This is a genomic window from Streptomyces sp. NPDC002958 (assembly GCF_055563255.1).
Genome location: NZ_JBVHDS010000004.1, coordinates 377,828 through 403,081, shown reverse-complemented (window position 1 = coordinate 403,081; position 25,254 = coordinate 377,828). Strand labels below are relative to the sequence as shown.

Genomic DNA, 25,254 nt, shown 5'->3' with positions numbered 1-25,254 from the left:
CCTTGGAAGTGCGGGGGCGAGGTAACACCCGCGAAGGAGCCGTTCGCGCGGTCAGACGGTCCGAGCCGCCGCGCGCTCCAAGTGGCGCAGGGCTGAAGTGGAATGTGTCATGCGTGGCAGGACGACCGCACCGCGTCGCAGAACGCGCGTCGACGACATCTGCTCAGGTCATTGCGTGGTGCGCCCGGCGCCGGGCAGCTGTACGTGGACGGTGCCGTCGCTGTCCACGCTCACCTCGAAGGACGGCTGCGGTGCGGTAGCCGGCCCACGTACGTTCGCGCCGTCCGACAGTCGGAAGACACTGCCGTGCCAGGGGCATTCCACGCAGCCGTCGGCGATCTTCCCGTCCGACAGGGGTCCTGACAGGTGGCTGCACCGCTCGGCAAGGACATGAATGCGGCCGCCCGGCTGACGGAACACCAGCAAAGGCACCTCACCCAACTGCCGCCGCACGGCCTCCCCGACTGGGAAGTCCTCCACTCTGCCGATCGGATGCCAACCCTCTTCCAATAGTCGCCGGACCGCTGCCGCCTTGTTGGCGCCTGCGGCTTGTCGATAGGCGAGGTGGCCACCGAGCATCCCGCCGGTACCAGCCATGCACAGCCCCGCAAAGCCGAGCGCCTTGCCCCATGCCGTACGGCCACGACCACGATGCACCCAGGATCCCGTGTAGAGCCCGATGGCCGCGGCAATCGACGCCGCGTGCACCAGGCCGGTACGCATCTGGTCCTCGTGCTGCTCAGCCCAGTCCACCCAGCCGGCCAAGGCAGCCGGCGCGGCTGCCAGTACGCCCACCCCCACCAAGATGCGGGCACTGCGCCGGGTGCCGGGCACGACGTCCAGCACCGCGGCGGAAAACCACGCGCCCATCGGAACCTGCACCAGTGCAGGGTGCAGGGGATGGCCGATCGGCAGACCGTGCAGCACATCGCGCCAGCGCCCCAGAGGCACGCCGCGCACCAACCCGCGCACGGGGCTGATCACCACATCAAGCTTCTCCAGGCGGCCCAGCGCGTCGAGGGACCTCAGAACGCGGTCCTCGGTGCGGGCGGCCGCCACTTTTACCCTGCCGCTGCTCAGAGCGAGAATCGCGAATTTCGTATACCGCACTGAAAGCCGCATGCTGAGCGGTTTGCCATGTGCGGCCGATTTCCAAACAAGCATCAGCTCCGCTCCACTCTGGTGGCTGAAGAAGCCTCGGGCGAGATGTTGTCATGTGGGCCGACGACGGAAGCTCGTCCCCCGTAGGTACCTGGCCCGTCACCCGTGTGTTCTGAGCGACGGCAGGTACCCGAGTCAACTTGACCGTTGCAAAGACAAGTGTCCTCGTGCTGACCTGCGCGGAGCCCGAAGCCCTCTGGCGGAGTTCTACGCATCACTGCTCGATGCGGAAATCCAGGTGGTGAGCGATCCTGATTTTGTGGAACTCGTCGGCCATAACGGCGTGCATCCGGCGATCAGCCGGGACCACGGCTACGCCCCTCCCAGCCGGCCGCGGCCAGACAACGGCCAGCAGGCGCATCTTCGGATACTCGTCGCGCACGGTGATTTGGACGAGGCGGAAGGAGAAGCGGTGAGCTTCGGTGCCATGCCGATGGATGCCAAGGCCCGCGGTGGGCTGGTCGGCGTACGCTTGTACGCCGACCCCGCCGGGCACTCATTCTCCCTCGCCGTGCCCCCACGGAACGAGCCGACGGGCCGAGGAGAGGAAGCCTCATGAAGCTGCCGGAAACCCGGGGTGATGTATCTGCCGCCCTGATCGAAGCGCTCGGCCGGGAACCGGGTCGGCGCAGGCTGCCGGACACGTCCCTCACGGCGGGCGCCGACCCGTACGGCGACGACCTCCAGCTCGCCCTGTACCTCTGCTACGAGTTGCACTACCGCGGCTTCGACGGAGTGGACGGCGCCTGGGAGTGGGATCCGGAACTGCTCAGGGTGCGTGCCGCGCTGGAGCGCGGGTTCCTGGCAGCTCTGCGCGCTGACGTGCCCGCTGTCGACGACGTCGGCAGCGCGCTGGAGGAAGTCGTTCTGGAACCGGTGGACGCCGATGGCGTGTCGTACTTCCTGCGGGACGAGGGCGAGCTGTGGCATCTGCGCGAGTACGCCGCCCACCGCTCGCTGTACCACCTCAAGGAGGCCGACCCGCATGTGTGGGTGATTCCACGCCTGACGGGCCGGGCCAAGGCAGGAATGATCACAGTGGAGTACGACGAATTCGGAGCGGGACGGGCGGAACGGGTCCACTCGAAGCTGTTCGCCGATCTGATGGCGGACCTCCAGCTGGACACCTCGTACGGGCGCTACCTCGACGCCGGATCGCCGCAGATGCTCGCGACCGTCAACCTCATGTCGCTCTTCGGACTCCACCGCTCACACCGAGGTGCGCTGGTCGGTCACTTCGCCTCAGTGGAGATCACCTCATCACCGGGGTCCAGGCGCCTCGTCGAGGCATTGGAGCGAGCCGGTGCCGGGCCTGCGGCGGTCCACTTCTATGCGGAGCATGTGGAGGCCGACGCCGTACATGAGCAACTCTTGCGACATGAGGTCATCGCCGGTCTGCTCCAGGAGGAGCCGGATCTGGCACCGGACGTCGCCTTCGGCATCGCGGCCACCGGATGGTTGGAAGACCGGTTCGGGGAGCAGTTGCTCGGCGCCTGGCGGCACGGCGGGTCCTCACTTCGTGTGCCGCTCTGAGGCCTGCGATGGACCTTTCGGCTTCTTCCGGCCGCGATGGCTCGTGTCGCACCAAGGGAAGATTCGGCTCCGTCGGCAGGTACACAGTGCGACAACAGGACGGTCCGAGCGAGCAATGGTGCCGTCCTCCTGGACCACTTCAACGGGCCCTTCCACGAGCATGGGTCCGCCCGGCTCCTGCATGACGCGCCGTGCAGCTGCCCGACGTGTGCTCTCCGGTTCAGCACGGCCGTTCTGCACGGATCACCACCAGTTCCTCTTTCTCCTGGCCGGGCTCGATCAGACCCTGCATCTCCAGCCAGTCGGCCCGTTCACGTAGGACAGGCCCGAAGGGAACGAACCGGCGGTCGATCACTGTGACGTCCAGACCGGCTTCAGCCAGCCGCGCTACGGTGATCACTGGACCGCTCAGCGCGGAGTGGACCGCGAGCAGCACGCCCCCAGGGCGCAGCAGAGCGGGGACCTTCGCACAGAGTCGGTCGATCACCGCCCGGCCGTCGATCCCCGCCTCCCAGGCGCGAGCAGTACCGCGAGAAGGCAATCGGACGTTCATGGACGGTACGTACGGCGGGTTCGCCAGCACCAAGTCGAACCTCAGGCCGGTCACAGGCTCCGTCAGGTCACCGCGGCTGGCCCGGATAGCCCGCGCGTGCCCGGACAGCAGTGCGTTCAGTCGTGTCGTGAGCACCGCCGCGGTCGACGTGTCGATGGCGATCACGTGGGCAGCGCCGTGGCGGGCGGCGGCGATCGCCACCACGCCGGTACCGGTACCCACGTCGAGTACCTCCGCTCCGGGTGACAGACGTTCGCGCCGCAGAGCGGATATCAGCATGGCTGTGTCTTCCTGTGGCGCGTAGACACCCGGAGGCTGGAGGAGTTTCAATGTCGCGACCGGCTCTCAGAGATCACGCAGGGCGGGCAACAGGGCCTTCTCCGCCCAGTCGAGGAAGGGCTGCTGGTGGTCACCGCCGACCTGGACCAGGGCGATCTCCGTGAAGCCCGCCTCGGCGTAAGGACGCACTGCTTCGACGAAGGTGCCGACGTCGTCACCGCACGGGATGGAATCCGCGATGTCGTCCGGGCGCACGAACTGGGAGGCCCCGGCGAATCCGGCCGGCCCGGGCAGCTCTGCGTTGACCTTCCAGCTGCCGACCGACCAGCGGAACTGGTCGTGCGCCCGTGCGACCGCCGCATCCCGGTCGGTGTCGTAGCAGACGGGCAGCTGGCCGACCCGCGGCTTGCCCGTACCGCCGTGCCGGTCGAAAGCGTCCAGCAGGTCGCTTTTGGGCTCGGTGGCAATGACGAGATCGCCGAGCCGGCCGGCGATCTCGCACGACCGTTCCCCCGATACCGCGATGCCGATCGCAGGCAGCTCGTCGGGCAGGTCCCAGAGCTTGGCGTTCTCCACGTCGAAATGTGTGCCGTGATGGCTCACATCACGGCCACCGAAGAGCGCGCGAATCACTTCCACAGCCTCTTCCAGCATCTCCAAACGAACGTGGGCGGCGGGCCAGCCCGCACCCACCACATGCTCGTTGAGGTTCTCACCGGAACCGAGACCGAGTCGGAACCGTCCCTGGGCGAGCAGCTGCATCGTCACGGCCTTCTGAGCGACCACCGCAGGGTGGTATCGCACGGTCGGGCATGTCACGTACGTCATCAACGGGATTCGTGATGTGGCCTGTGCGGCCGCGCCGAGCACGCTCCATGCGTACGGGGCATGTCCCTGGGAGTCCAGCCACGGAAAGAAGTGGTCCGAAGTGACGGAGAAGTCGAAGCCGGCGCGCTCGGCGCCGACCGCGTGCTCGACGAGCTCACGCGGACCGGCCTGCTCGGTCATCATCGTGTATCCGACCAGCACCATGGAACACTCCTTGCCGGCCCTTCGACTCCGAACACGAGCTGTCCGGCTCCTGGGCACCCGGGTCATGTGACGAGGCCGCTCACCTCGGGCCCGAGAAATCACGAGACTGTTTTCCGCGGTTCCGCGACATCACATCGGCAGCCGCCATCACCGACCGGGCCCCACCCGAGGTAGATCTCGGCTTCGGTAATCGCATCGCGGGTGGTGCGCTGCCCCATGACTACACACAAGGTGTACGCGACATCCTCAAGGTGCCGGCGGCTAGCCAGATCGTGCGGCTCTGCCAGGACGACGACCTCCCACGCGCGATAGCGCCGCAGTAGCGAATCGACCAGGGACTTGTCCGGGAGCAACATCGCGGCTCCTTAGGCTGGGTGGCGGCCCACGCGCAAGATTGGGACACCACTCGTAACCCCGAGTCGATACGGCGGCGCTTCCCTCAACGGGAGATCACGTTGAAAACAGGGTGCAATCAGCCTCAGCGATCCGACGTTGCAATCGCCCGGGACCACCGAGACGTCAGCGAAAATTTCTCCGAGCACCGAAGCCTGACGCCTGGTGCTGGCCGCGCGGCCAGCACCAGCCCAGCCCCGGCGTCCGTGAAACCCGGATGCGGTCGCCCCGGGTGCGCGGCCTGCAGTGCAGGTCCTACTGTCCGGACTTCTTCAGCCTCTCAGCCGCCTTTGCCGCGGTCTCCTGGGCCTTGCCTGTCATTTGCTCGCCGCGGCCCTCTGCCTGCATGGCCTTGTCATCCACGGCACCGCCGACGGTTTCCTTCAGCTTGCCCTTGACCTGCTTGGCCTTCGCCTTTGCCTTACCCATGACGATTCTGTCCTTCACTGTAGGGGGTGACGTATCCACCTTGCGTCGATCAATCTGAGGCCGCAATCGGTGAGGTGTCGCGCTCACGAGCAACCGGAGAGAAGGGCCGCAGGAGCGGCACTCTCCGGTCAGTCGGGCGGCTCGGGGACCGGGCGAGAACCAGGACCCGGCGCCGGGGGCGACGCGTCTGGCTGGGGCTCGGGGTCGCTGGGACCTGGTTCGGACGGCGGCTGCGGGTCGTGTGGCACAGGATCCGGCCGACTGGGGACTGGCCCGGGACCCTCGGGAGAAGGTTCTGTGGTCATTGCTCTCCCTTCTTGCGTCGCTGCTTCGCACCATCCCAGCGGACCAACCGCAAGTTGAGCGAGGTCGCCTCGGAAATGGTCCGTGACGACGGGGCAGGGTCCTGGCGCCGCAGTCGGCATCTCACACGGGGATGGAGACCGTCAGCAAAGGAATTGGGCAGCCACGCTGTGAAGGAACTACGCATCAACGACTGCATGCGTCGGTCTTTGTCACGGGCGTCGAACGCGCCCTCCCCCACCATGCTTCCACCGTGCCCCGAAGTTCGCCCGGCGCGCGTGGCTGCGTCCACTCAAGCTGCCGTCGGCGCCCGTAGCAGCGCGTGGCGGGGCGTGAATGCTGTCTCCCTGACTGGTGCTGACCGTGCCGTCCTGCGGAGCGATCCGTCTCCCCGGTTGCTCTCGAAGCTCAAGGCGGGAGACGGCGTCGGAGTGTGAGTGCCGGGCGTGTCCGGCCTCGGTACGGAGTGCGGACAGCGTTCTCTCCGAAGCCCCTTATGCCTGCTCAGCGCATGGGTGGGGGAACAACAAAGGGGCTTCCCGCTTCGGCCACCCGCTGTACGCTCGCCGCCGGAGGGCCGAACGTGCATGCTGGCACAGGGCTCGGGTCCACCTCGCAAGACAACGCCATGGTTTCCACGCCCAGCCCACCCCGGCCACCCAGACCACCGGCAGCGGCCACGGCGCGACGCAGATTCCGATCGGTTCCCGCGGGCCGGGAGGCCTGGCAGGCCGCATAAGCGCAAAGATGCGGGAAACCCACGACAGCAAACCACTCCCGGCGGACCGATCTCACCCGAAAGGACCTGGGAATGTCTGACAACGACGTGAGTATGCGGAATGTGCTGGCAATCGTCACAAACTACGGCGTCGAGCAGGACGAACTCCTGGCACCCATCGAACACCTGCGCGGCTGGGGCGCCGATGTGGACGTCGCTGCCGTGTCGGCGGACGATATTCAGACCTTGGTCGGCGACAAGGCTCCCGGAAAAGTTATACGCCCCGAACTCAGTTTGAGCGACGTTGACCCGGCCGATTACGACCTACTGCTCGTGCCGGGTGGCACGTTGAACGCCGATGCGCTGCGCCAGCAGGGTTCGACGACGGAGATCGTCCGCTCCTTCACGTCGTCCGGGCGCCCCGTAGCGGCCATCTGCCACGGCCCCTGGGCCTTGATCGAGGCGGGTGTCATCGAAGGTAAGAGGCTCACCTCCTATCCCTCGTTGAGGACAGACATCGGCAATGCCGGTGGTGAATGGGCCGACGAGCCGGTCATCAAGGATGACTCCCATGGCTGGACCCTTATCACCTCGCGCAATCCGGGTGATCTGGAGCCGTTCCTCCAAGAGATCGATGCAGCGCTCGCCGTAGACGCTCACTGAACGCGACCGGTCCGTTACGGGGTTTCCGGCTTACGGGAAGGGGTGCGCGTCAGCCTCTCTCAAAGGCCGAACCGGCCTGTCGGGCGCGCCACTCCTCCACGACGCCCTGCTGTCGCCGGGCCCGTTCGAGAAGGTCGTCGAGCAATCGCGGATCCAGGCGCTTCTCGGTAGCGGCAAGCCGACGGAGGGTCTGCCATACAGCCGTCTTTCCTTCCACCCCCAGCCGTAGCATCTCCAATTCCAGGAAGGTGCTCAGCGGAGAGCGCCGCGCGAAGCGACCGTTGCTCTTCAGACGCGCCAATTTCTCGGCCGTCCAGCCCGCGCAGACCTTGTAGCGCCGCACCGGGATGCCCAGGTCCTGCATGATGCCGAGCAGACTCATCCGGTCCTGGGCGATCTCGGCGGCGACGGGGCCGAGTGCCCCGGCGAGCGCCGAACCGCGGACCGTGCGTACCAGATGGCGGACCCGCTCCACTCCCGCGGTGGCGCCCATCAGATGGTCGTTGAGGTAGATGCCCAGCATGGCCAGGTCGGTGCTGCGGGTACGTTCGTGCTGAGCCGTGCTGGACCTCGGTCGGTCGTTCATCACGTGCCACCTTTGTCGTCGGTGCGCCAGGAGGGGCGGGTTCGCACCCCGTCGCTCACCGCTGCGGATACCCGCCCAGGCCCTGCACGCACCCGTTCTGCCGACGATGTGCCCCGAACGGAGGTCTACGGGATTTGGGGTCTCCGCTTCGATGCCACCGCGGTCGTGACGCGCACGACACACGGCGCCGCGCCGGCCGCATCTGGCGGCACGAGGGTGTGATGGCGGCCAAGCTGCTAAGCCGCGCACCGGCCGCCGCCCACACCCCCGTCGCTCATTCATAGCTTCTCAGTTCACCGCTCGCAGGGCCTCGGCCAGGATCTCCGCGCCCTTCTCCGCTTCCGGGATGGTCAGCGAGAGCGGCGGTGCGATCCGCAGCACGCTGGTGTTGTGACCGCCGCCCTTACCGACGAGCAGGCCGCCCTCCCGGGCCGCTTCGAGTACGGCGGCGGCTGCCTGCGGGTTCGCTTCGTCGGTGCCGGGCTTCACCAGCTCGATGCCGATCATCAGACCCCGTCCGCGTACCTCCCGCACACACTCCGAAGCCGCGCCGATCGCGCGCAGCCGCTCGATCAGCAGTCCACCGACGCGCCGGGCGTTGCCCTGCAGATCGTGTTCGAGCAGGTACGAAAGGTTGGCAAGTCCGGCCGCCATGGTGACCGGGGAGCCGCCGAACGTCGAAATGGAGTTGGCATCAAGGCAGTTCATGACGTCGGCGCGGGCCACGAGACCGCCGATCGACATGCCGTTACCGATGCCCTTGGCGAAGGTGAGGATGTCCGGCGGCCCGCTCTCACCATGCGCCTGCCAGCCCCAGAAGTGTTCGCCGGAACGGCCCCAGCCGGTCTGCACCTCGTCGGAGATCCACAGGATGCCGTGGCGGTCGAGGACCCGGCGGAAAGCCGCGTACAGACCGTCGGGCGGCGAGGTGAACCCGCCGACGCCCTGGATGGGTTCGGCGATCAGGGCGGCGGGCGCGCGGGTTTGGCCGAGCAGGTCCTCCAGATCGGCGACGCACGCCGCGATGAACTCAGCGTCGCTGAGGTGCGCGAACGGCCCCCGGGTGCGGACGCCGCCGTGCACGTACAGCGTCTGCAGCGGCGACAGACTCGTGGGCGTCCAGGCGATGTTGCCGGTGATGGCGACCGCGGAGAAGGATCTGCCGTGGTAGCTGTTGCGCATCGCGAGGATCTGGTTCGACCTGCGGTACGTGGTGGCGAGCAGCAGCGCCGTGTCGTTGGCCTCGGTTCCGGAGGTGGTGAAGAAGACCCGGGCGTCCGGGATACCGGAGAGCGTGGCGATGCGTTCGGCCAGCTCGACCATCGGCCGGTTCAGGTAGAGCGTGGAGGAGTGGATGATCCGCCCGGCCTGCTCACTGACCGCCTTGGTCACCTCGGGCAGGGCATGGGCGGTCATCGTGGTGAGAATGCCGCCGAAGAAGTCGAGGTAGCGCCTGCCCTCGGCGTCCCACACATGGCGGCCCTCGCCGTGGGTGATCTCCAGCGGGTTCTTGTAATAGAGAGTCAGCCAGTCGGGGCTGACGGCGAGATGACGATGGTGCAGGCTGCTCACGGCTCCACCAGGCCTTCGTATGCGTCGGGGCGGCGGTCCCGGTAGAACGCCCACTGCTGGCGGACTTCGTCGATGAGGCCGAAGTCGAGGTCCCGGACGACGAGTTCCTCCTCCTTGTCGCTGGCGACCTCGCCGACGAACTGGCCGCGCGGGTCGACGAAGTAGCTGGTTCCGTAGAAGTCGTTGTCGCCGTACTCCTCCTGGCCGACACGGTTGATCGCGGCGACGAAGTACTCGTTGGCGACGGCGGACGCGGGCTGTTCCAGTTGCCAGAGATAGCTGGAGAGACCGCGCGAGGTGGCGGACGGGTTGTACACCAACTGGGCTCCATTGAGCCCGAGTTGACGCCATCCCTCCGGGAAGTGCCGGTCGTAGCAGATATAGACGCCGACCTTGCCGACGGCGGTGTCGAAGACCGGCCAGCCGACGTTGCCGGGCTTGAAGTAGTACTTCTCCCAGAACCCCTTGACCTGCGGGATGTGGTGCTTGCGGTACTTGCCGAGATAGGCGCCGTCGGCGTCGATCACGGCGGCGGTGTTGTAGTAGAAGCCGGACTGCTCGATCTCGAAGACCGGGACGACGATCACCATGCCGGTCTCGCGGGCGAGTTCCTGCATCCGCCGGACGGTCGGCCCGTCCGGGACGGCCTCGGCCCAGCGGTAGTGCTCGGGTTCCTGCACCTGGCAGAAGTACGGAGCGTTGAACACCTCCTGGAAGCCGATGATCTCCGCGCCCCGGCGGGCGGCCTCGCGCGCATGCTCCTCATGCTTGGCGATCATGGATTCGGTGTCGCCGGTCCAGGTCGCCTGGACGAGTGCGGCGCGTACGACTTGGGACATGAGCTGCTCCTTCGACGCGGCGTCAGAGAGCCTCTACGCATTTCTACGCCCGTAGACACGTGTGTAGAGGAGAACGTAAGCCCCGTCACACAGCGGGGCAAGACCATCGCCGCGAACCGACGGAGTCGATCATGTTTCACACCCGTGCGGTCCACAGACCCATCCACTTCCCACTCCACCTTCCACGATGGGAAGTGGCCGCCCTAGCATGGAGGTAGAGGAGTGCTCCGCGCGGCCCTGCGCATCCCAGGGCTCCACCAACGGCAGGAGCGCCAGCGCCTTCTTCGCGTTGTGCTCGGCGACCCCCTGCATGAACGCCCGGTCGGGGAAGTCCCCGTCGAGGAGACGCAGTGGACCGGCCACCAGCGACAAACGCATCGCGAGCGTTCGAGAGCCGCGACAACATGAACACCGCGCCCAGCCCGGCGCGTCACTGGCTCTTCCCCGGGCGCCGGGCGGGCCAGCCCTTCCGCCCTGACCGCCTGACCGCGCTCCTCCACGAGATAGAAGTCCCGGCCGCAGCCGCCCGCGACGCCGCTTTCCGGCAGCAGCTCCTTGAACTGCCCGCTCCCGTTGTCGCGGACGCCCTCGGCTACCGCGTCCGAGCGCGCCCCGTCAGCGACACCTGCGGGCGTTGAGCCGGGCGGCCTGGCGCGTCAGGTGGTCGCGCTCGGCGAGGTTGGGTGCCTTCTGGGCCGCCTCGGCGTACAGCCGTGCTGCCGTCGCCAGGTCGCCGTCGCGTTCGTGGAGGTACGCCGCCACCGCGGCGTGGCGGGGCAGTGTGTCGTCCAGCGTTACGAGCGCCGCCAGCCCGGCGCGCGGTCCGTCGGCCTCGCCGACGGCCACTGCGCGGTTGAGCCGGACGACCGGGCTGTCGGTCAGGCGCGCGAGCTCGTCGTACCACTCGACGATCTGCACCCAGTCGGTCTCCTCGGCGGTGGGCGCGTCGGCGTGGAGTGCCGCGATGGCGGCCTGGGCCTGGAACTCGCCCAGCCGGTCGCGGGCGAGGGCCGCCTGCAGGATCTCGATGCCCTCGGCGATCGACTCGGTGTTCCACCGGCCGCGGTCCTGCTCGGTGAGCGGCACCAGGCTGCCGTCGGGCGCGGTCCGGGCGGCGCGCCGGGCGTGGTGGAGCAGCATGAGGGCGAGCAGCCCCGCCGCCTCGGGGTGGTCGATCGCGGCCGCGAGCTGCCGGGTGAGCCGGATGGACTCGGCGGCGAGGTCGACGTCGCCGGAGTAGCCCTCGTTGAAGACCAGGTAGAGGACGCGCAGCACGGTGGCGACGTCGCCGGGCTGGTCGAACCGCACGCCGGAGACGGTGCGCTTGGCCCGGCTGATGCGCTGCGCCATGGTCGCCTCGGGCACCAGGTAGGCCTGGGCGATCTGGCGGGTGGTCAGCCCGCCGACGGCGCGCAGAGTGAGCGCGACCGCGGACGACGGCGTCAGCGACGGGTGAGCGCACAGGAAGTAGAGCTGGAGCGTTTCGTCCACCGCGGGTGCGGGCCCGGGCGCCGGCTCCTCGGCGACGAGGTCCTCACGCCGACGGCGGGCGGCGTCCGCCCGGGTCGCGTCGAGGAACCGGCGCCAGGCCACGGTGACCAGCCAGCCTTTCGGGTCCCGAATGGGGTATCCCCTGCTCGAAGAGCTTGGGGAAGAATCGGTCGGCCAGACGCGGACCGCCTCGACCAGCGCGTCCTGCACGGCGTCCTCGGCCGCCGCGAAGTCGGCTCCGCGGCGGACGAGGATCCCGAGCACGCTCGGCGTGAGGCTCCGGAGCAGGACCTCGTTCATCTCAGAGGTCACTCCGTGATGGTGGGCGGCGCGGCCAGGAACGGGCGCACCTCGAGCCACTCGTGGATCGGCTCCCCGCCCGCCCCAGGGGCGGCCGACAGGTCCCCGGCCAGCTCGATGGCGCGCTCGTAACTGTCGACGTCGATCACCATCCAGCCGGCGATGAGGTCCTTGGTCTCGACGAATGGGCCGTCGGTGACCGGCGGGCGACCCTCGCCGTCGTACCGGACGAACGTCCCCTCGGGGGCGAGCGCCTGGCCGTCGACGAACTCGCCGGTCCCTTCGAGCCGGGCGGCGAAGTCGTGCATGTACTGCACGTGGGCCGAGATCTCCTCCGGCGTCCACTGGTCCATGGGCACGTCGTTGACCGAAGCCGGGGCGCCGCGGTAGTGCTTGAGCAGCAAGTACTTGGCCATCGTGTTTCTCCTCAGTGCTGGTGCGACCCATTCTGGTCGTGTTCATTGCGGGGACGGAGCCAGTCACAGGTTCTCGACATCGCCGTCCGAATTGTTTTGGCTCTCGTAGATGAGCCTGGGTGAGCCGTCTCGCGGTGTCCGGGTCCACGGCGTGGCGCGAGCGCTGGATCGGCCCGGTGCGCGGCCCGCGCCACCGCCTCGTACAATCGCCGCTCGGCCGCCGTAGTCGTTGAAGTCCCGGTACGTGAACCGCTTCTGGATCTCCTGGGCGTGCTCGTACACCGTAGAGCGCCACTCCGGGTACCGCTTCGCGCACGAGGCGTCCGCAATGCCGAGCTGCCCGTCCACTTGTCGTTCGCCGACGTCATCGACCGTGCGCTCGCGTATGCCGTCAACGCCTCCCACGTGCCTTCCCATTCGGGTGATATGCGGCGTGCAGGGAGGATACGGGAACAAACTGGGCAGTCTCCAGGCGGCCGATCCTGAGAGGGGAAGTCGTGGGACTGTCACGCGAGTACGGGCGCGCCATCAGCGAGGGGCCGACGCCGGCCGATGCTGCAGGGGCTCTCGCCTTGCCGTATCCGAGCGGCTGGTCCGCACTGGCCTTCTCCGACGAGCTGCGGCCGGGCACTGTGCTCACCCGGCCGTTGGCGGGGCAGGACGTGGTGCTGTACCGGCTCGGTACGGGGGCGGTCCGCGCCGTCCGTCCGTACTGCCCGCACCTCGGCGCCCATCTCGGTCTGGCGAAGGTCGAGGGAGACGATCTCGTATGTCCCTTCCACTTCTTCGCGTTCGGCCCCGACGGCATGTGCGTGCGGACGGGATACGACACGAAGCCGCCGAAGTCGCCGTTGGCGCAGCTGCCGGTGCACGAGGTCAATGGCGCCGTCTTCGTCTGGCGGCACCACGACGGCCGGGCACCGGACTGGTTCATCCCCGAGTGGCACGAGATCGGCCACCGGCCTGCCCGTCACGCCGCCTGGGAGCTGGCCGGCAATGTCCAGGAAGTCATCGAGAACTCGGTGGACCTCGGGCATTTCGCCACCCTGCACGGCTGGGCCAAGGCCGAGATCGGGGGGCCAGTCGTCTACGACGATGCCATGTTCCACGTGTCCATGCGGGCCCACGAGTCGGCGCCGCTGCTGGGAAGCTTCATCGTCGATGTGGACGTGGACGGTTACGGTCTGGGGTGTCTGCACGCCGATGTGCACACGCCTCGGCTCGGGCTGCGGATGTGCACAATGGTGATGCCGACGGCGATCGCGCCCAACCGGATGCAGTTCCGGCAGAGAAACCGCATCGCCTTCGCGGAACCGGCCCGGCTGCCGGCCCCGCTCGCACGGGTGGTGAGCCGCACCGCAGCCCGGCTGCTGGACCGCGCCGTCTTCCGCTCCAGTTGCGAATTCACCGCCGCCGACTTCCCGATCTGGCATCACAAGCAGTACCAGCAGCCGCCGCGGCTCGCCCCCGGTGACGGGCCGATCGGCCCGTTCCGGCGCTGGGCCCGACGGTTCTACCCGCCGCCGGGGAAGGATGTGGAGACGCAGCTCAACGACGTTGAGCACGGCCACGGAGCCGATGTGCCGGGCAGCCGGGGTCGGTGAATATTTCGGCGGGCAGCAGCTCTCTCATCCCCCGAAGCCGGCCCAGTGCCTCTGCAGTAACCAAGGCGTCCCGTCCTACCGTCCGTTGCAGCAGATGCCGTACGAGAGCTGGCTCCGGGCAGGCCCCGTCCAGCGGATCGGGCCGGGCAGACCCGGACACAGCCGGACACGGCCGGACACGGTCGGACACGGCCGGACGGGGCCGGACACGGCCGACGGGGCCGAACGCGACTGGGCAGGCCTACCCGGCCAGCGGCACCACCTCCGGCTCCGGCGCGCACCGCGTGAGCAGTTCGTCCATCGAGAGTCCGAGCGCCCCGGCCAGCGCCGCGACGGTGAAGAAGGCGGGGGTCGGAGCGCGGCCCGTCTCGATCTTGCGCAGCGTCTCGGCGGAGATTCCCGCGCTCGCCGCGATCTCGACCATGCTGCGCCCGCCGCGCGCCTCGCGGAGCAGTGCTCCGAGGCGTTCGCCGCGGCGGCGCTCTTCCGGGGTCAGGGGTGTTCGCACCATGGCGTCATTCTAATACCGCCGGGACCGGTATAGTAATTGGCATGGTGCAGCTCAAGACAGACACCTCCATCGAAGCGATGCGCGAGACCGGCCGGGTCGTGGCGCAGTTGCTGACGGACGTACGGGAAGCGGCGGCGGTCGGCGTTTCATTGCGCGAACTCGATGAGGTGGCCCGTGGGGTCCTCCGCGAGGCGGGCGCGGGGTCGCCGTTCCTGAACTACCGGCCGCATTTCGCCCCCACCCCGTTCCCCGCCGTGATCTGCGCGTCGGTCAACGACGCGATCGTGCACGGCATCCCGACCGACAAGCGGCTGCGCGACGGCGACCTGGTGAGCATTGACGCGGGCGCGACCCTCGACGGCTGGGTGGGCGACTCGGCGATCAGTTTCACCGTCGGGCGCGCCCGGCCTGCGGACACCCGGCTGATCGACACGGCGTTCGCGGCACTGGAGGCGGGAATCGCCGCGGCCGTCGTCGGCAACCGGATCGGTGACATCGCGCATGCGATCGGCACGGTGTGCCGCAGTGCCGGTTACGGCATTCCGGAGGGGTTCGGCGGCCATGGCGTGGGCCGGTCGATGCACGAGGACCCGGCCGTCCCCAATGAGGGACGACCGGGTCGCGGCATGCCGTTGCGTCACGGGATGGTGCTGGCGATCGAGCCGATGCTGATCGGCAGCGGCAAGGACGCGTTCCGTCCGGACCTGGACGGCTGGACGCTGCGTACGTCCGACGGCAGTCGGGCGGCACACGCCGAGCACACGGTGGCGATCACGGACGACGGTCCGCGCATCCTGACCGCGCTCTGAGCGGCGTGCGAGGCCGGACGGGCCTCGGCGACCGGCGCCAGCGTGGCGGCCGTGAGCAGGTCGGCGCCGGAGGTGGCGGTGAGGGCGAGCGTTCGACTACGCACAGTGGCGAGAGCCCTTCCATCAGGAAACTCTCCTTACCGACGCGGCCAAGATGGACCCAAGGTCACGTCCCCGTCAGCGCCACGGGGCTTTTCCCTCGCAAATATTGGCGACGAACCAGCCTCGTGGGCCAATTTATTGACGTACCGTCACAGCCTTCCGCTCGGCTTCACGACCATGGCCGAGCCCCCGCCCCGGCGTACCTTCTCCGCGGCCGCCAGCCACCGTCCGTCCGGCAGGCGCTGCACACCTGTCGCCGCCCCGATCTCCGGGTTCAGCTTGAAGACATGTCCCAGCGACTCCAGTTCCGCCCGCACCGGGCTGTTCCACAGCCCCGGTTCGAGCTCCGTCGTCGCCGAGTTGCGCTGGCTGGCGCGCGGCGCCGCGATGGCGTCGACCAGCGGCAGCCCCCGGTCGACCTTGCCGATCAGCGACTGCAGCACGGTCGTGATGATCGTGGCACCACCCGGCGAACCCAGGGCCAGCACCGGCTCACCGTGCTTCAGCACGATCGTCGGCGAGATGGACGAACGCGGACGCTTGCCCGGACCCGGCAGATTCGGGTCGTGGACCGCCGGGTTGGCGGGCGCGAACGAGAAGTCCGTCAGCTCGTTGTTGAGCAGATAGCCACGCCCCGGCACCGTGATGCCGCTGCCGCCCGTCTGCTCGATCGTCAGGGTGTACGCGACGACATTGCCCCATTTGTCGGCCGTCGTCAGATGGGTGGTGTTCTCCCCCTCGTACGTCGTCGGGGCGGCCGTTCCACCGGCCTTGCAGTCGGCCAGGTGGGTGGGATCCCCCGGCGCGAGCGGGCTGGTCAGCACCGAGTCGTCCTTGATCAGGCACTCCCGCGAGTCGGCGAACCGCTGGCTGAGCAGCCCCCGCGTCGGTACGTCCTCGAATGCCGGGTCACCGACCCAACGTCCGCGGTCCGCGAACGCGATCCGGCTCGCCTCGATGTAGCGGTGCAGATACTGCGCCTCGCTCGCCTCCGAAAGATCCGTGGACTCAAGGATGTTGAGCGCCTCGCCGACGCTCGTACCGCCGGACGAGGAGGGTGCCATGCCGTACACGTCGAGGCCGCGGTAGCCGACCTTCGTCGGAGCCTGCCGCAGCGCCCGGTAGGACCGCAGGTCCTTCGCGGTGAGGTCGCCGGGACGCACGACCCGGGTGGACTTCGGGTCCACCGGCGGGTTGCGCACGGTCCGTACGACGTCGTCGGCCAGCTCACCCCGGTACAGCTCGCCGATACCCTCGCGGCCCACCTGTTGGTACGTACGCGCCAGATCGGGGTTCTTGAAGACCGACCCGACCACCGGCAGTTGACAACCCGGCAGGAAGAGCTGCCTGCTCGCCGGGAAGTCGGCGAACCTGGCCTGATTGCCCTCGGTCTGCGAGCGGAACGTGCCGTCGACGACGAAGCCGTCCCTGGCCAGCCGCTCGGCTGGCTTCAAGACCTGCCGCAGCGACTTGCTGCCCCAGGTGTCGAGCGCGGCGTCCCAGGTGGCCGGGGTGCCGGGGGTGCCCACGCCCAGTCCGCTGGTGACGGCCTCGTCGAAAGCGAGCGGCTTGCCGTTCTCCAGGAACAGCGAGGAGTCCGCGCTGCGCGGTGCGGTCTCCCGGCCGTCGATCGTCTCCACGGTGCGCTTCTTGGCGTCGTAGTAGACGAAGTAGCCGCCACCACCGAGACCTGCCGAGTAGGGCTCGGTCACACCGAGCGCGGCCGCGGTAGCCACCGCGGCGTCCACGGCGTTACCGCCCTTGCGGAGCACCTCGATACCGGCGGCCGAGGCATCCGCGTCGACGCTGGCGACCGCCCCTCCGTACCCCACCGCTACAGGCGACTTGGGGGGTGGTGCGGTCGGTGGTGCGGACGAGGACGGGGCCGCTGCCCCGACCGTGACCAGAGCGGCGAGAACAACCGGCAACGACACATTCCGCGCGACAGAACGTCGCATGCGCACCTCCAGTGAAGGATTGTCCGCCGCAGGGTAACGCCGCTTTGCCCCACTCGTCAGGACCCTCGTGAACCCGAGTCCGGTTGCCGGTCAGACGGAGCAGTGGGTCGGCCCGATGACACCGTCGGTTCCGATCACCTTCACCGCCGCTCTCCGGTCCGTGATGCGGGCCTGCGCGGCCGTGCAGATCAGCTGCTGCCGGGCGACCTCGGAAAGTTCCGTGACGGCGGTGTTCACCCGGACCACCACACCGTCCGGCCCCCGAGTCAGGCTCAATACGGGTTGGATGTGCGGAAGTTCGGTATGGAGTCCCGCCTCGGCCTCGGCCTGGGTGGGCCCGTCGAAGAGTATGGCGACCGCCTTGTCGGAGCCAAGCCATACGGGCCCCGCGCCCGAGGATTCTGCTTCCGCCACCATTTCGATCGGCCGCATGACGGGCATCAGCCGGTTCGCGGACGACGAGGACACGAAGTAGAGCAAGGCGCGCTGTCGGTTTCCCGGGGGCACCTCCACGGTCGCCGGATCGCCGACCTCGACGACGTCCGTCGCCCGTATCCCGCACCCGGTTCCCAGCAGCACGAGGGACAGCAGGACGCCGAGCGGGCGTACGCGTATCACTGCCCCTCCAGCGGTAGGCCCACAGTCAGGACCGCGCCGCCCGCGGGCCCGTTGGCGGCGTGCACGGTGCCGCCGTGCAGCCGTACGTTCTCGGCGAGCCTGCGCAGTACGGCGCGGATCCTGGCCTCTATCACTTCGTGCGGGCGGGCTTGACGATGCAGTCGTCGGCGCCGGCCTCCAGCCCGACGACCACGTCGAAGTCGTCACCGCGCGCCGTGAGCATGATGACCGGCAGCTGGCTGGTCTCCCGTATCAGGCGGCAGACCTGCACCCCGTTCATTCCGGGGAGCATCAGATCGAGGAGCACCAGATCGGGCCGGAACTCGCCCAGCGTAGCGAGGCCCTCCTCACCTGTTTCGACGGCCCGCAGCTCATGGCCGCGCCGCCGCAGCCCCAGCTCGCCCCCTTCCCGTACGGAGGGGTCATCAGGAACTGCTCTCGAATAAGTGTCCATGAGTGTTCTTCAGGTGTCACGAGTGTCGTATGGTCTTGTGTATGAACCTGACGGAATGGGCTCGCGCGCAGGGGTCGCCCCGCGTACTGCGTACCGCTGGTTTCGTGAGGGCACGCTGCCGGTCCCTGCGGAGCGAGTGGGGCCGCGCACGATCCTGGTGAACATCGACGCGAACACCTCACCGTCCGTGATCGGTGGTGTGGGTCTGTACGCCCGTGTCTCCTCCCACGACCAGAAGGCCGACCTGGAGCGGCAGACCGCACGCTTGTCGGCATGGGCCGCGAAGGCCGGGCACAAGGTCGTGCGCGTCGAATCCGAGATCGCTTCGGGCATGAACGGCACCCGTGCCAAGGCTCGTCGCCTGCTGGCCGACCCGGCGGTGACCGCCGTAGTGGTGGAGCACAAAGACCGGTTGGGCCGCATGAACGTCGAACTTGTCGAGGCCGCTCTGGCCGCAACCGGCCGTCGACTCGTTGTGCTGGATGACGGCGAGGTCGAAGACGACCTGGTGCGTGACATGGTGGAGGTTCTGACCTCGTTCTGTGCCCGCCTGTACGGCCGCCGCAGTGCGAAGAACCGTGCCAGGAAGGCACTGGAAGCGGCGGCTGCCGATGACTGACAAGAAGGAGCGGCTCCGTACCATCGCCCCGCCGTTCGTTGCTGTCGGCCCGTCCGGTGTGGCGTTACGCGACCGCCTCAAGCACCTCACCCCGAAGGACGAGAAGGTGTCGCGTCTGGTCGGCGAGCACCAGGGCCGTCTGGCCTCTCTCGATCTCAAGGCCCGTTGCGAAGCCGGGCACAAGCACGACAACAGTGCGTGGGCATCCCGCAAGCGTGACCTGACCGAGCAGTCGTCGTCGCGTATCGCGGGTGCGATCACGAAGGCCACGCACGACCAGTACGGCCTGGCCCGACGCTGCCTGCTCGCCCATGTCCAGAACCTTGAGGCCGGTATTCGCACGCTGCGACACCGCCTGTCCCTCCCGATCGGAGAGAAAGGCAGCAAGCGGGCGCCGGGCGGGTACCGGTCCAAGGCCGAGTGGTTCCACAAGTCCCGCCGCCTGCACACCCTGGAACACCGCCTCGACGTGGCCCGCGACGACTGGAAGACCGGACGCGTCCGTGTCGTTCGCGGTGGCCGGCGGCTGCTCAACAACCGGCACAACCTTCAGGCCGCACAGCTCACCGAGGGCGAGTGGCGTCAGCGTTGGGAGGCTGAGCGCTGGTTCCTCGCCGCAGACGGCGAGTCGGGAAAACGCTTCGGGAACGAGACGATCCGCGTCTGCCCTGACGGCGAAGTGTCGATCAAGTTGCCCGCTCCGCTCGCCCACCTGGCCAACAGCAAGCACGGCCGGTACGTTCTCGCCTCCAAGGTCGCGTTCGCGCACCGTGGGGACGAGTGGCGCGACCGCACCGAGACCAACCGTGCCGTCGCCTACCGCATCCACTATCACGTCGAGCGGAGCCGCTGGTACCTCACCGCGTCGTGGACCAGGCCCGTCGTCCAGACGATCTCGCTGGAGACGGCCCGGGCCCGGGGCATGGTCGGCGTCGACACGAACGCCGACCACTTCGCCGCCTACCGCCTCGACCAGCACGGCAACCCGGTCGGCGACCCGCGCCGCTTCCCCTACGACCTGTCCGGCACCGCCGACCACCGCGACGCCCAGATCCGGCACGCCCTCACCCGCCTCCTGCACTGGACCAAACAGACCGGCGCGCAGGCGATCGGCATCGAGAACCTGGACTTCGCCGCCGAGAAGACCCGCGAGAAACACGGCCGCAAGAAGCGGTTCCGGCAGCTCATCTCCGGTATGCCCACCGGCAAGGTCAAGGCCCGCATCGTCTCCATGGCCGCCGAACACGGCATCGCCATCGTCGCCGTCGACCCGGCATACACCTCGATGTGGGGCGACCAGCACTGGCGCAAGCCCCTGATCAGCAAAACTCGCAGCATGACTCGCCATGACGCCGCCTCGGTGGCCATTGGCAGGCGCGCCCTCGGGCACCCGATCCGGCGACGGACGGCACCGCCCCAGCATCGCCAGAGTGATGGTGCTGGGCATCGGACCATCCAGGCCGATCATGGTGACCGAGGGCGTGAGGAAACCCGCCACCCCGTCACGGAGCGTGCACACGATGCGCGTCGCCGGACAGGGACAACGAGAACGCGGGGGACCAGCGCATCCAAAACCGTTCGGGACGCGCGCAGTTCCGGGACGTGGGCACAAGACTCACTCCCGGACACTGTTTAGGAACGGTCGTCTTCGATCAGCAACACGCGAGGCATGGCAGCAGTATCCCAGCGATCAAGGAATGGATTCGAACCGGTGACCGGAATGTTCGCCGGGGGGCTCACGCCCGCCGCAGCCGCCCCCGGCCCGCCGCGATCGCGGCACTGATCTCCCGCAGCCGCAGCGGCCGTGCCAGCAGCGCCACCGTGAGCAGGAGTACGACAGCGCCCGCCCCCACGGCGGCGAAGTCCCCGGACCCCTCGCAGGCGCGAGCGGCCAGATATCCCAGCAGCCCGGCGGGCACACACGCCACCACCAGCCGGAGCTGCGCCCACAGCCCGGGCGAACGCATCAGTGAGGGCCGGGCCGCATCGCTGCCGGAAACCCTGCGGTGCAGCACAAACGCGGTGACTCCGAAGCCCGCGAACAGCGCCACCGAGTACGCCCCGGCCATCCCGGTCACGGCCCAGCGGACCGGCAGCAGCAGATACGCGGCGATCGAGAGCCCGGCGTTGAGCGCCGCGATCACCAGATTGAGGAGGAACGGGGTGCGGGTGTCGCTCATCGCGTAGAACGCGCGGGAGAGCACGTACTGCCCGGAGTAGGCGATCAGCCCCGGTGCGAACGCCATCATCATCCCCGCCATCACGGCAATGTCCGCGTCGCCGGTGCGCCCGTATCCGTACACGGCGCCCATCACCCACGGTGCCAGCGCGAACAGCAGGGCCACCGCGGGGACCACGACCGCGGCCGAGGTGCGCAGGGCGTACGAGACATCGCGCCGGACACCCGTCAGGTCGTTGTCGGCCGCCGCCCGGCTCATCCGGGGCATCAATGCGGTGACGAGCGAGACGGTCACGATGCCGTGCGGCACCACCCACAGCTGAAAGGCGTAGCTGTACGCGGTGTAGCCGACGCCGCCCGACACATGCTGTTCCGCGGCGTGCTGACCGGTGGCGGTGGAGAGCCGGGTGACCACCCAGTAGGCGATCTGGTTGGTCAGCACGAGCATGACGAGCCAGCCGGCCGCGCGCAGCGGCCGGGTGAGTCCACTGCCCCGCCAGTCGAACCGCGGTCGCCAGCGGAACTTCGCGGCGCGCAGCGCGGGCACCAGGGCGAGCGTCTGCACCGCGATCCCGGCGGTCGTCCCCCAGCCGAGCCACTGGGCCTGCGCCGCGGTCAACGTACCGTCGGAACCTGCCGCGACGGTCAGATAGATCCCGAACACGGCAATGGTCACCACGTTGTTGAGGACCGGGGTCCACATCATCGCGCCGAACCGGTCGCGGGAGTTGAGCACTTGACCGAGGAGGGTGAACAGTCCGTAGAAGAGGATCTGCGGCAGGCAGTAGCGGGCCAGGGCGATGGTGAGATCGGCCTGCTCGCCGTGGTAGTCGGGGGCGTAGACCGAGACGATCCATGGGGCGCCGACGACCGTGAGCGCGGTGAGGGCGAGGAGCCCGATCGTGCAGACGGTGAGCAGCCGGTCGGTGTACGCGGCACCGCCGTCGGCATGGTTCCTGGCGGCCCGCACCAGTTCCGGGACGAAGACGGCGTTGAGCGCGCCGCCGATGAGCAGTGTGTAGAGGATGTTGGGCACGGTGTTGGCGACGGTGTACCCGTCCGCCTGGAGTCCGGTGCCGAGCGCGGCGACGACGACCGCCGAGCGTATGAAGCCGGTTGCCCGGGAGACGATGGAGCCGGACGCCATGACGGCACCGCTGCGCAGCACCGAGCCGGACTTGCGCTCTGCGGCCTTCGCAGGGGCCGTCTCGGTGGCCGTCATCGGCGCGCCAGGTACGCCTGGAACGCCCGGTACAAGGTGTTGTTGGCGGCTCCGCCCACCGATGTCTCCCACTCGTCGAGGGTCTCGACGACCTGGCCTCCGGTGCCGAGCTTCCAACGGAGCAGCCCGAAGGGGCGGTCGTCGGGGTCAAGGGTGGAGCGTACCCCGCGCATGTCGTGCACATCGGCACCGAGCCCATGGGCGTCGAGCATCATCTTCCACTGCAGCGCGTTGCTGGGACGGACCTCGCGCCGGTGGTCGGCGGAGGCGCCGGTCTGGTACCAGACCCGCCAGCCGGTGCTGATCATGGTGTGGGCGGCCAGGATCTCGCCCTGGTGGACGGCCAGATAGAGCTTCATCCGGCCGGGGTGTTCGGCGTTGAGTACGGCGTACTGCTGCTGGTAGTACGCGAGGGAGCGGCCGAGCCGGAAGCCGTCGCGCTCCTCGGTGATCCGCAGCAGGCGGTGGAACTCGGGCAGTTCGGCCGCGCCGCCGATGACGATCCGCACCCCGGCCTTCCGGGCCTTGCGTACATTGCGGCGCCACTCCTGATTGAGTCCCGACCACAGTTCGTCGGTGGTCCGTCCGGCGAGCGGCACCTGGAAGACATAGCGCGGCTGTGCGTCGGCGTCCTCTCCCCCGTCGCCGCCGCAGCGGCGCCAGCAGCGGGCCCGGAGCCGTTCGGCGACGGCCGTGCCGAGCGGGTCCACCTCCATCGCCTACTTCGGGGTGGCCAACCACAGTTCGGGCTGTGTCGGGATGAGCGACGCCAATGCCGCTGCGCTGTACCAGCAGGTGCGGGTCGGCGACCCGTTCGAGATCACCGGCGCGGACGCCAAGGGCACGGTCGCGGAGGGCAATGGGTACGGGGCATGGAACGCGACATGGCCCGACTGGCAGGCGAAGAGCGCCCTGAAGTGAGCCGCTGGTCACTGCGGCGAATGCCCAGGACTCCACCGCCGCCCGGCCCGCGACCACGAAGCCCCCCACCGCTCCGAAGCCGTGATCCACCTCACGTCCCGCCACCTCACCGGCGAATCCACCACCACCTGGCGCGGCGCACATGAATCACCACCACACATGCGTCACACGATGAAACAGCGGGACGAAACGCTTTCTCTCAGTCCGTGCAGGTGACCTTCAGCGCGGATATCGCGTGGTGCTCGTAGTTGTTGTCCTCGCCCCGGTCGTGCAGTTGCACGGAGAGCTTCTTGGCGTCGACGGAGAAGGTGCCCGGCACGTTGTACCAGGTGCCGCGACGCTCCTGCTGGCGGACGTAGTAGGAGCCGACCAGGTTGCTGGTCCTGGGCAGGAACCGGTCGTACACGGTGTAGTAGCTCGGGTCGCCACCGACCCGCGCGATGTCGGAACTCCCTGGCACGTGGACGGAGATACTGCACTTCCTGGCGGTGGCGGGCAGATCGAACAGCCAGGTCGCCGATCCGCCCGAGTCCTTGGAGGAACTGCCGGACATGGGCATGGAAAGGTACTTCCCCGCGCAGCCGTAACCGCCGAAGCCGCCGCTGTGGGTGGCCCAGCCCTCCTTGCCGTCGCTGTAGTAACCCGACTTCTGGAAGCGCTGGGTGGGGCACTCCGGCCCGGACACGCCGCTGTACACCACGGCGGGTGCCGACTTGGGCGTCGAACCGGCCGAGGGGGCCTTGGTGGGAGTGTCCGAGCCCGTGCCGACGGGGGCCTTGTCGCCGGAACCGCTCTTCTCCGTCTTGTCGGCCGTGCCCGGGGTGCTGCCCTTGCTGCCCTTGGTCTCTGCCTCGGCCGACCCGTCCGCGGGCTTCCGCCCTCCCCCCGTGTCCGCGCGTACGTCACCGACGGGGCCCTTGTCACCCCGGGCCGGGGCAACACCCGGCTTGTCGCCACCGGCGGCCGGTTTGTCCTCGGGGCTGTCGGGGTCGGTGCCCGGTACGTAACCACCGGCCCGGCCGTCTCCCTTCCATGCCGCCGCTGCTTCGCGGCTCTCGGGCTTGGCCTCGTCCTTCTGGGCGCCCGCCACGACGAACGGGGTCGCGAGGAGCAGCGCACCGGCGAAGGCGGCCGCGACCACCATCGGGCGCGACACCCGGCCGGGGCGCTCCGGGGCACCGGCCTCCCCCGCCGCGGCACCGCCGGGAGGGCTGGACGAAGCCGCGGCGGAGACGGCGGCCGTGGCGGTGGCCCGACCGGCCTCGACGGCCGCCGCGGTGGAACCGGCCGTCGAGGCAGCGACAGCCGGCTCCGTCGCGGTCGAAGCGGTCTCCGTGGAAGCTGTCTCCTCGGCTACGGCGGGCCCACCCGCGGGCGTCGATTCCGCGGCGGCCGCGGTGGACGACGTGCTCGCCCCGGCCGTCTTCCCGGTGGTGCTCTCCGTGACATCCGACGAGGCCGCGGAGGCGGTGATCGCAGCAGTGGTGGTGGCGGTGGTGGCCACCACCGCGGTCTTTCCGGCCGTCGGTGCCGCCTCTTCCTGGGCGACCGCCGTGTCCTCACCGCCCGGTTGCCCCTCGGGCTCGGACGTGCTCCTGCCGATGGAGACCCCGGCCGCGTGCACCACCGCCGGGGTCCGGGCCGCAGGTTCCCCGGCCTTCTCCGGGCCGGACTTCGACGAGGTCGGTGTCCGCGCGCCGCAGTCCTTGCCGCCGGTGACCGAAGGGTCCCCGCCCTCCGTCACCGTGCGGGACGAAGGCGAGGACGGGGCGCCTATGCTCCCCGGAACCGCGCCCTGCGAACTGTCCGGAACCGTTCCGCCCGAGGCCTCACCCCCGCCGTTGCCGGACTCACTCTCCTCGCTGGACCGCTCTCGCTTCACAGGTCGCCCCTCTTTCCCTGCCATTGATTCTCTTCATCCTTTTCGATTGCTGCTGGGAGGGCTCGGTTCCCGCCCCTGCCAGGGAATGTGACTTCACGTCACGTCTG

At 68.9% G+C, this 25,254-nt stretch carries 23 protein-coding genes and 6 pseudogenes; 9 read left to right on the top strand and 20 right to left on the bottom strand.

All coding sequences use genetic code 11. From position 1 onward, the window contains the following. Window positions 1–168: 168 nt before the first annotated feature. Window positions 169–1,122, bottom strand: coding sequence for a Rieske (2Fe-2S) protein (locus ACZ3IC_RS10665; protein ID WP_467414673.1), 954 nt, complete (start codon window positions 1,120–1,122; stop codon window positions 169–171). Window positions 1,123–1,301: 179 nt separating this feature from the next. Here ACZ3IC_RS10665 and ACZ3IC_RS10660 point away from each other — a divergent pair. Further along, window positions 1,302–1,720: pseudogene (locus ACZ3IC_RS10660) on the top strand (VOC family protein). Beyond that, the gene (locus tag ACZ3IC_RS10655; protein ID WP_467414671.1) at window positions 1,717–2,694 is read left to right on the top strand and encodes an iron-containing redox enzyme family protein; all 978 of its coding nucleotides are present in this window, start codon (window positions 1,717–1,719) and stop codon (window positions 2,692–2,694) included. Before ACZ3IC_RS10660 ends, ACZ3IC_RS10655 begins: the two are co-directional and overlap by 4 nt. Here ACZ3IC_RS10655 and ACZ3IC_RS10650 read toward each other — a convergent pair. From ACZ3IC_RS10650 to ACZ3IC_RS10630, 5 genes are all read right to left on the bottom strand, one after another. Then, the gene (locus tag ACZ3IC_RS10650; RefSeq protein WP_467414669.1) at window positions 2,674–2,856 is read right to left on the bottom strand and encodes a CDGSH iron-sulfur domain-containing protein; all 183 of its coding nucleotides are present in this window, start codon (window positions 2,854–2,856) and stop codon (window positions 2,674–2,676) included. The two genes, ACZ3IC_RS10655 and ACZ3IC_RS10650, sit on opposite strands and share 21 nt — an antisense overlap. 58 nt (window positions 2,857–2,914) lie before the next feature. Then, entirely contained in the window at window positions 2,915–3,577 is a 663-nt protein-coding gene (locus ACZ3IC_RS10645) for a HemK2/MTQ2 family protein methyltransferase (RefSeq protein ID WP_467414667.1), read from the bottom strand. A 15-nt stretch (window positions 3,578–3,592) separates the two neighbouring features. Beyond that, on the bottom strand, window positions 3,593–4,558 hold the full coding sequence (locus ACZ3IC_RS10640) for an LLM class F420-dependent oxidoreductase (protein ID WP_467414665.1): 966 nt from the start codon (window positions 4,556–4,558) through the stop codon (window positions 3,593–3,595). Window positions 4,559–4,656: 98 nt separating this feature from the next. Next, a complete protein-coding gene (locus ACZ3IC_RS10635; RefSeq protein WP_467414663.1) occupies window positions 4,657–4,914 on the bottom strand; it encodes a DUF5133 domain-containing protein in 258 nt (85 codons plus the stop codon). 292 nt (window positions 4,915–5,206) lie between these two features. Then, window positions 5,207–5,380, bottom strand: coding sequence for a CsbD family protein (locus ACZ3IC_RS10630; RefSeq protein ID WP_467414662.1), 174 nt, complete (start codon window positions 5,378–5,380; stop codon window positions 5,207–5,209). Between the two features lie 1,114 nt (window positions 5,381–6,494). Here ACZ3IC_RS10630 and ACZ3IC_RS10625 point away from each other — a divergent pair. Beyond that, the gene (locus ACZ3IC_RS10625; protein WP_467414661.1) at window positions 6,495–7,064 is read left to right on the top strand and encodes a DJ-1/PfpI/YhbO family deglycase/protease; all 570 of its coding nucleotides are present in this window, start codon (window positions 6,495–6,497) and stop codon (window positions 7,062–7,064) included. Window positions 7,065–7,113: 49 nt separating this feature from the next. Here the strand turns inward: ACZ3IC_RS10625 and ACZ3IC_RS10620 are convergent, their stop codons facing one another. From ACZ3IC_RS10620 to ACZ3IC_RS10605, 4 genes and pseudogenes are all read right to left on the bottom strand, one after another. After that, a complete protein-coding gene (locus ACZ3IC_RS10620) occupies window positions 7,114–7,650 on the bottom strand; it encodes a hypothetical protein (protein ID WP_467414658.1) in 537 nt (178 codons plus the stop codon). Window positions 7,651–7,938: 288 nt separating this feature from the next. Then, the gene (locus ACZ3IC_RS10615; protein WP_467414655.1) at window positions 7,939–9,222 is read right to left on the bottom strand and encodes an aspartate aminotransferase family protein; all 1,284 of its coding nucleotides are present in this window, start codon (window positions 9,220–9,222) and stop codon (window positions 7,939–7,941) included. After that, on the bottom strand, window positions 9,219–10,061 hold the full coding sequence (locus ACZ3IC_RS10610) for a nitrilase-related carbon-nitrogen hydrolase (protein WP_467414654.1): 843 nt from the start codon (window positions 10,059–10,061) through the stop codon (window positions 9,219–9,221). The genes ACZ3IC_RS10615 and ACZ3IC_RS10610 overlap by 4 nt, the downstream gene beginning before the upstream one ends. 264 nt (window positions 10,062–10,325) lie before the next feature. Beyond that, window positions 10,326–10,445: pseudogene (locus ACZ3IC_RS10605) on the bottom strand (aminoglycoside phosphotransferase family protein); the annotation flags it as partial. Between ACZ3IC_RS10605 and ACZ3IC_RS10600 the strand changes: the two are divergent. After that, window positions 10,412–10,699: a hypothetical protein gene (locus tag ACZ3IC_RS10600; protein ID WP_467414653.1), complete on the top strand. Its 288-nt coding sequence runs from the start codon at window positions 10,412–10,414 to the stop codon at window positions 10,697–10,699. The pseudogene ACZ3IC_RS10605 and the gene ACZ3IC_RS10600 overlap by 34 nt on opposite strands. Here the strand turns inward: ACZ3IC_RS10600 and ACZ3IC_RS10595 are convergent. From ACZ3IC_RS10595 to ACZ3IC_RS10585, 3 genes are all read right to left on the bottom strand, one after another. Further along, window positions 10,677–11,852 (bottom strand): RNA polymerase sigma factor, encoded by a 1,176-nt coding sequence (locus ACZ3IC_RS10595; RefSeq protein ID WP_467414750.1) that lies wholly within the window; start codon window positions 11,850–11,852, stop codon window positions 10,677–10,679. The two genes, ACZ3IC_RS10600 and ACZ3IC_RS10595, sit on opposite strands and share 23 nt — an antisense overlap. 8 nt (window positions 11,853–11,860) lie before the next feature. Then, window positions 11,861–12,268 carry a YciI family protein gene (locus ACZ3IC_RS10590; protein ID WP_467414650.1) on the bottom strand — a complete coding sequence of 136 codons (408 nt, stop codon included), beginning with the start codon at window positions 12,266–12,268 and terminating at the stop codon, window positions 11,861–11,863. 63 nt (window positions 12,269–12,331) lie between these two features. Then, entirely contained in the window at window positions 12,332–12,673 is a 342-nt protein-coding gene (locus tag ACZ3IC_RS10585) for a hypothetical protein (RefSeq protein WP_467414649.1), read from the bottom strand. A gap of 92 nt (window positions 12,674–12,765) precedes the next feature. On the opposite strand from ACZ3IC_RS10585, the gene ACZ3IC_RS10580 reads away from it, so the two are divergent. Beyond that, on the top strand, window positions 12,766–13,872 hold the full coding sequence (locus ACZ3IC_RS10580; RefSeq protein ID WP_467414647.1) for a Rieske 2Fe-2S domain-containing protein: 1,107 nt from the start codon (window positions 12,766–12,768) through the stop codon (window positions 13,870–13,872). A 241-nt stretch (window positions 13,873–14,113) separates the two neighbouring features. Here the strand turns inward: ACZ3IC_RS10580 and ACZ3IC_RS10575 are convergent, their stop codons facing one another. Continuing rightward, a complete protein-coding gene (locus tag ACZ3IC_RS10575) occupies window positions 14,114–14,383 on the bottom strand; it encodes a helix-turn-helix domain-containing protein (protein WP_467414644.1) in 270 nt (89 codons plus the stop codon). 41 nt (window positions 14,384–14,424) lie between these two features. On the opposite strand from ACZ3IC_RS10575, the gene map reads away from it, so the two are divergent. Continuing rightward, window positions 14,425–15,192, top strand: coding sequence for a type I methionyl aminopeptidase (map, locus tag ACZ3IC_RS10570; RefSeq protein ID WP_467414643.1), 768 nt, complete (start codon window positions 14,425–14,427; stop codon window positions 15,190–15,192). A 251-nt stretch (window positions 15,193–15,443) separates the two neighbouring features. Here the strand turns inward: map and ggt are convergent, their stop codons facing one another. The 3 genes and pseudogenes from ggt to ACZ3IC_RS10555 all read right to left on the bottom strand — a co-directional run. After that, window positions 15,444–17,252, bottom strand: coding sequence for a gamma-glutamyltransferase (gene ggt / locus ACZ3IC_RS10565; RefSeq protein WP_467414641.1), 1,809 nt, complete (start codon window positions 17,250–17,252; stop codon window positions 15,444–15,446). A gap of 90 nt (window positions 17,253–17,342) precedes the next feature. Beyond that, window positions 17,343–17,870 (bottom strand): hypothetical protein, encoded by a 528-nt coding sequence (locus tag ACZ3IC_RS10560; RefSeq protein ID WP_467414639.1) that lies wholly within the window; start codon window positions 17,868–17,870, stop codon window positions 17,343–17,345. Window positions 17,871–17,956: 86 nt separating this feature from the next. Beyond that, a pseudogene (locus ACZ3IC_RS10555) lies at window positions 17,957–18,324 on the bottom strand (response regulator); the annotation flags it as partial. Window positions 18,325–18,365: 41 nt separating this feature from the next. Between ACZ3IC_RS10555 and ACZ3IC_RS10550 the strand changes: the two are divergent. Together ACZ3IC_RS10550 and ACZ3IC_RS10545 are read left to right on the top strand one after the other, a co-directional pair. After that, window positions 18,366–18,943, top strand: a pseudogene (locus ACZ3IC_RS10550) (IS607 family transposase). After that, window positions 18,936–20,579 (top strand): IS200/IS605 family accessory protein TnpB-related protein, encoded by a 1,644-nt coding sequence (locus ACZ3IC_RS10545; protein WP_467414638.1) that lies wholly within the window; start codon window positions 18,936–18,938, stop codon window positions 20,577–20,579. Before ACZ3IC_RS10550 ends, ACZ3IC_RS10545 begins: the two are co-directional and overlap by 8 nt. A 100-nt stretch (window positions 20,580–20,679) precedes the next feature. On the opposite strand, the gene murJ is transcribed toward ACZ3IC_RS10545, so the two are convergent. Together murJ and ACZ3IC_RS10535 are read right to left on the bottom strand one after the other, a co-directional pair. Further along, complete coding sequence (gene murJ, locus ACZ3IC_RS10540) at window positions 20,680–22,344, bottom strand: murein biosynthesis integral membrane protein MurJ (RefSeq protein ID WP_467414635.1); 1,665 nt, start codon at window positions 22,342–22,344, stop codon at window positions 20,680–20,682. After that, window positions 22,341–23,063 (bottom strand): annotated as a pseudogene (locus tag ACZ3IC_RS10535) (lipid II:glycine glycyltransferase FemX); the annotation flags it as partial. The gene murJ and the pseudogene ACZ3IC_RS10535, both read right to left, overlap by 4 nt. Window position 23,064: 1 nt before the next feature. Between ACZ3IC_RS10535 and ACZ3IC_RS10530 the strand changes: the two are divergent. Beyond that, a pseudogene (locus ACZ3IC_RS10530) lies at window positions 23,065–23,265 on the top strand (L,D-transpeptidase family protein); the annotation flags it as partial. A gap of 199 nt (window positions 23,266–23,464) precedes the next feature. Here the strand turns inward: ACZ3IC_RS10530 and ACZ3IC_RS10525 are convergent. After that, window positions 23,465–25,147 carry a hypothetical protein gene (locus tag ACZ3IC_RS10525; RefSeq protein ID WP_467414633.1) on the bottom strand — a complete coding sequence of 561 codons (1,683 nt, stop codon included), beginning with the start codon at window positions 25,145–25,147 and terminating at the stop codon, window positions 23,465–23,467. Between the last annotated feature and the right edge of the window lie 107 nt (window positions 25,148–25,254).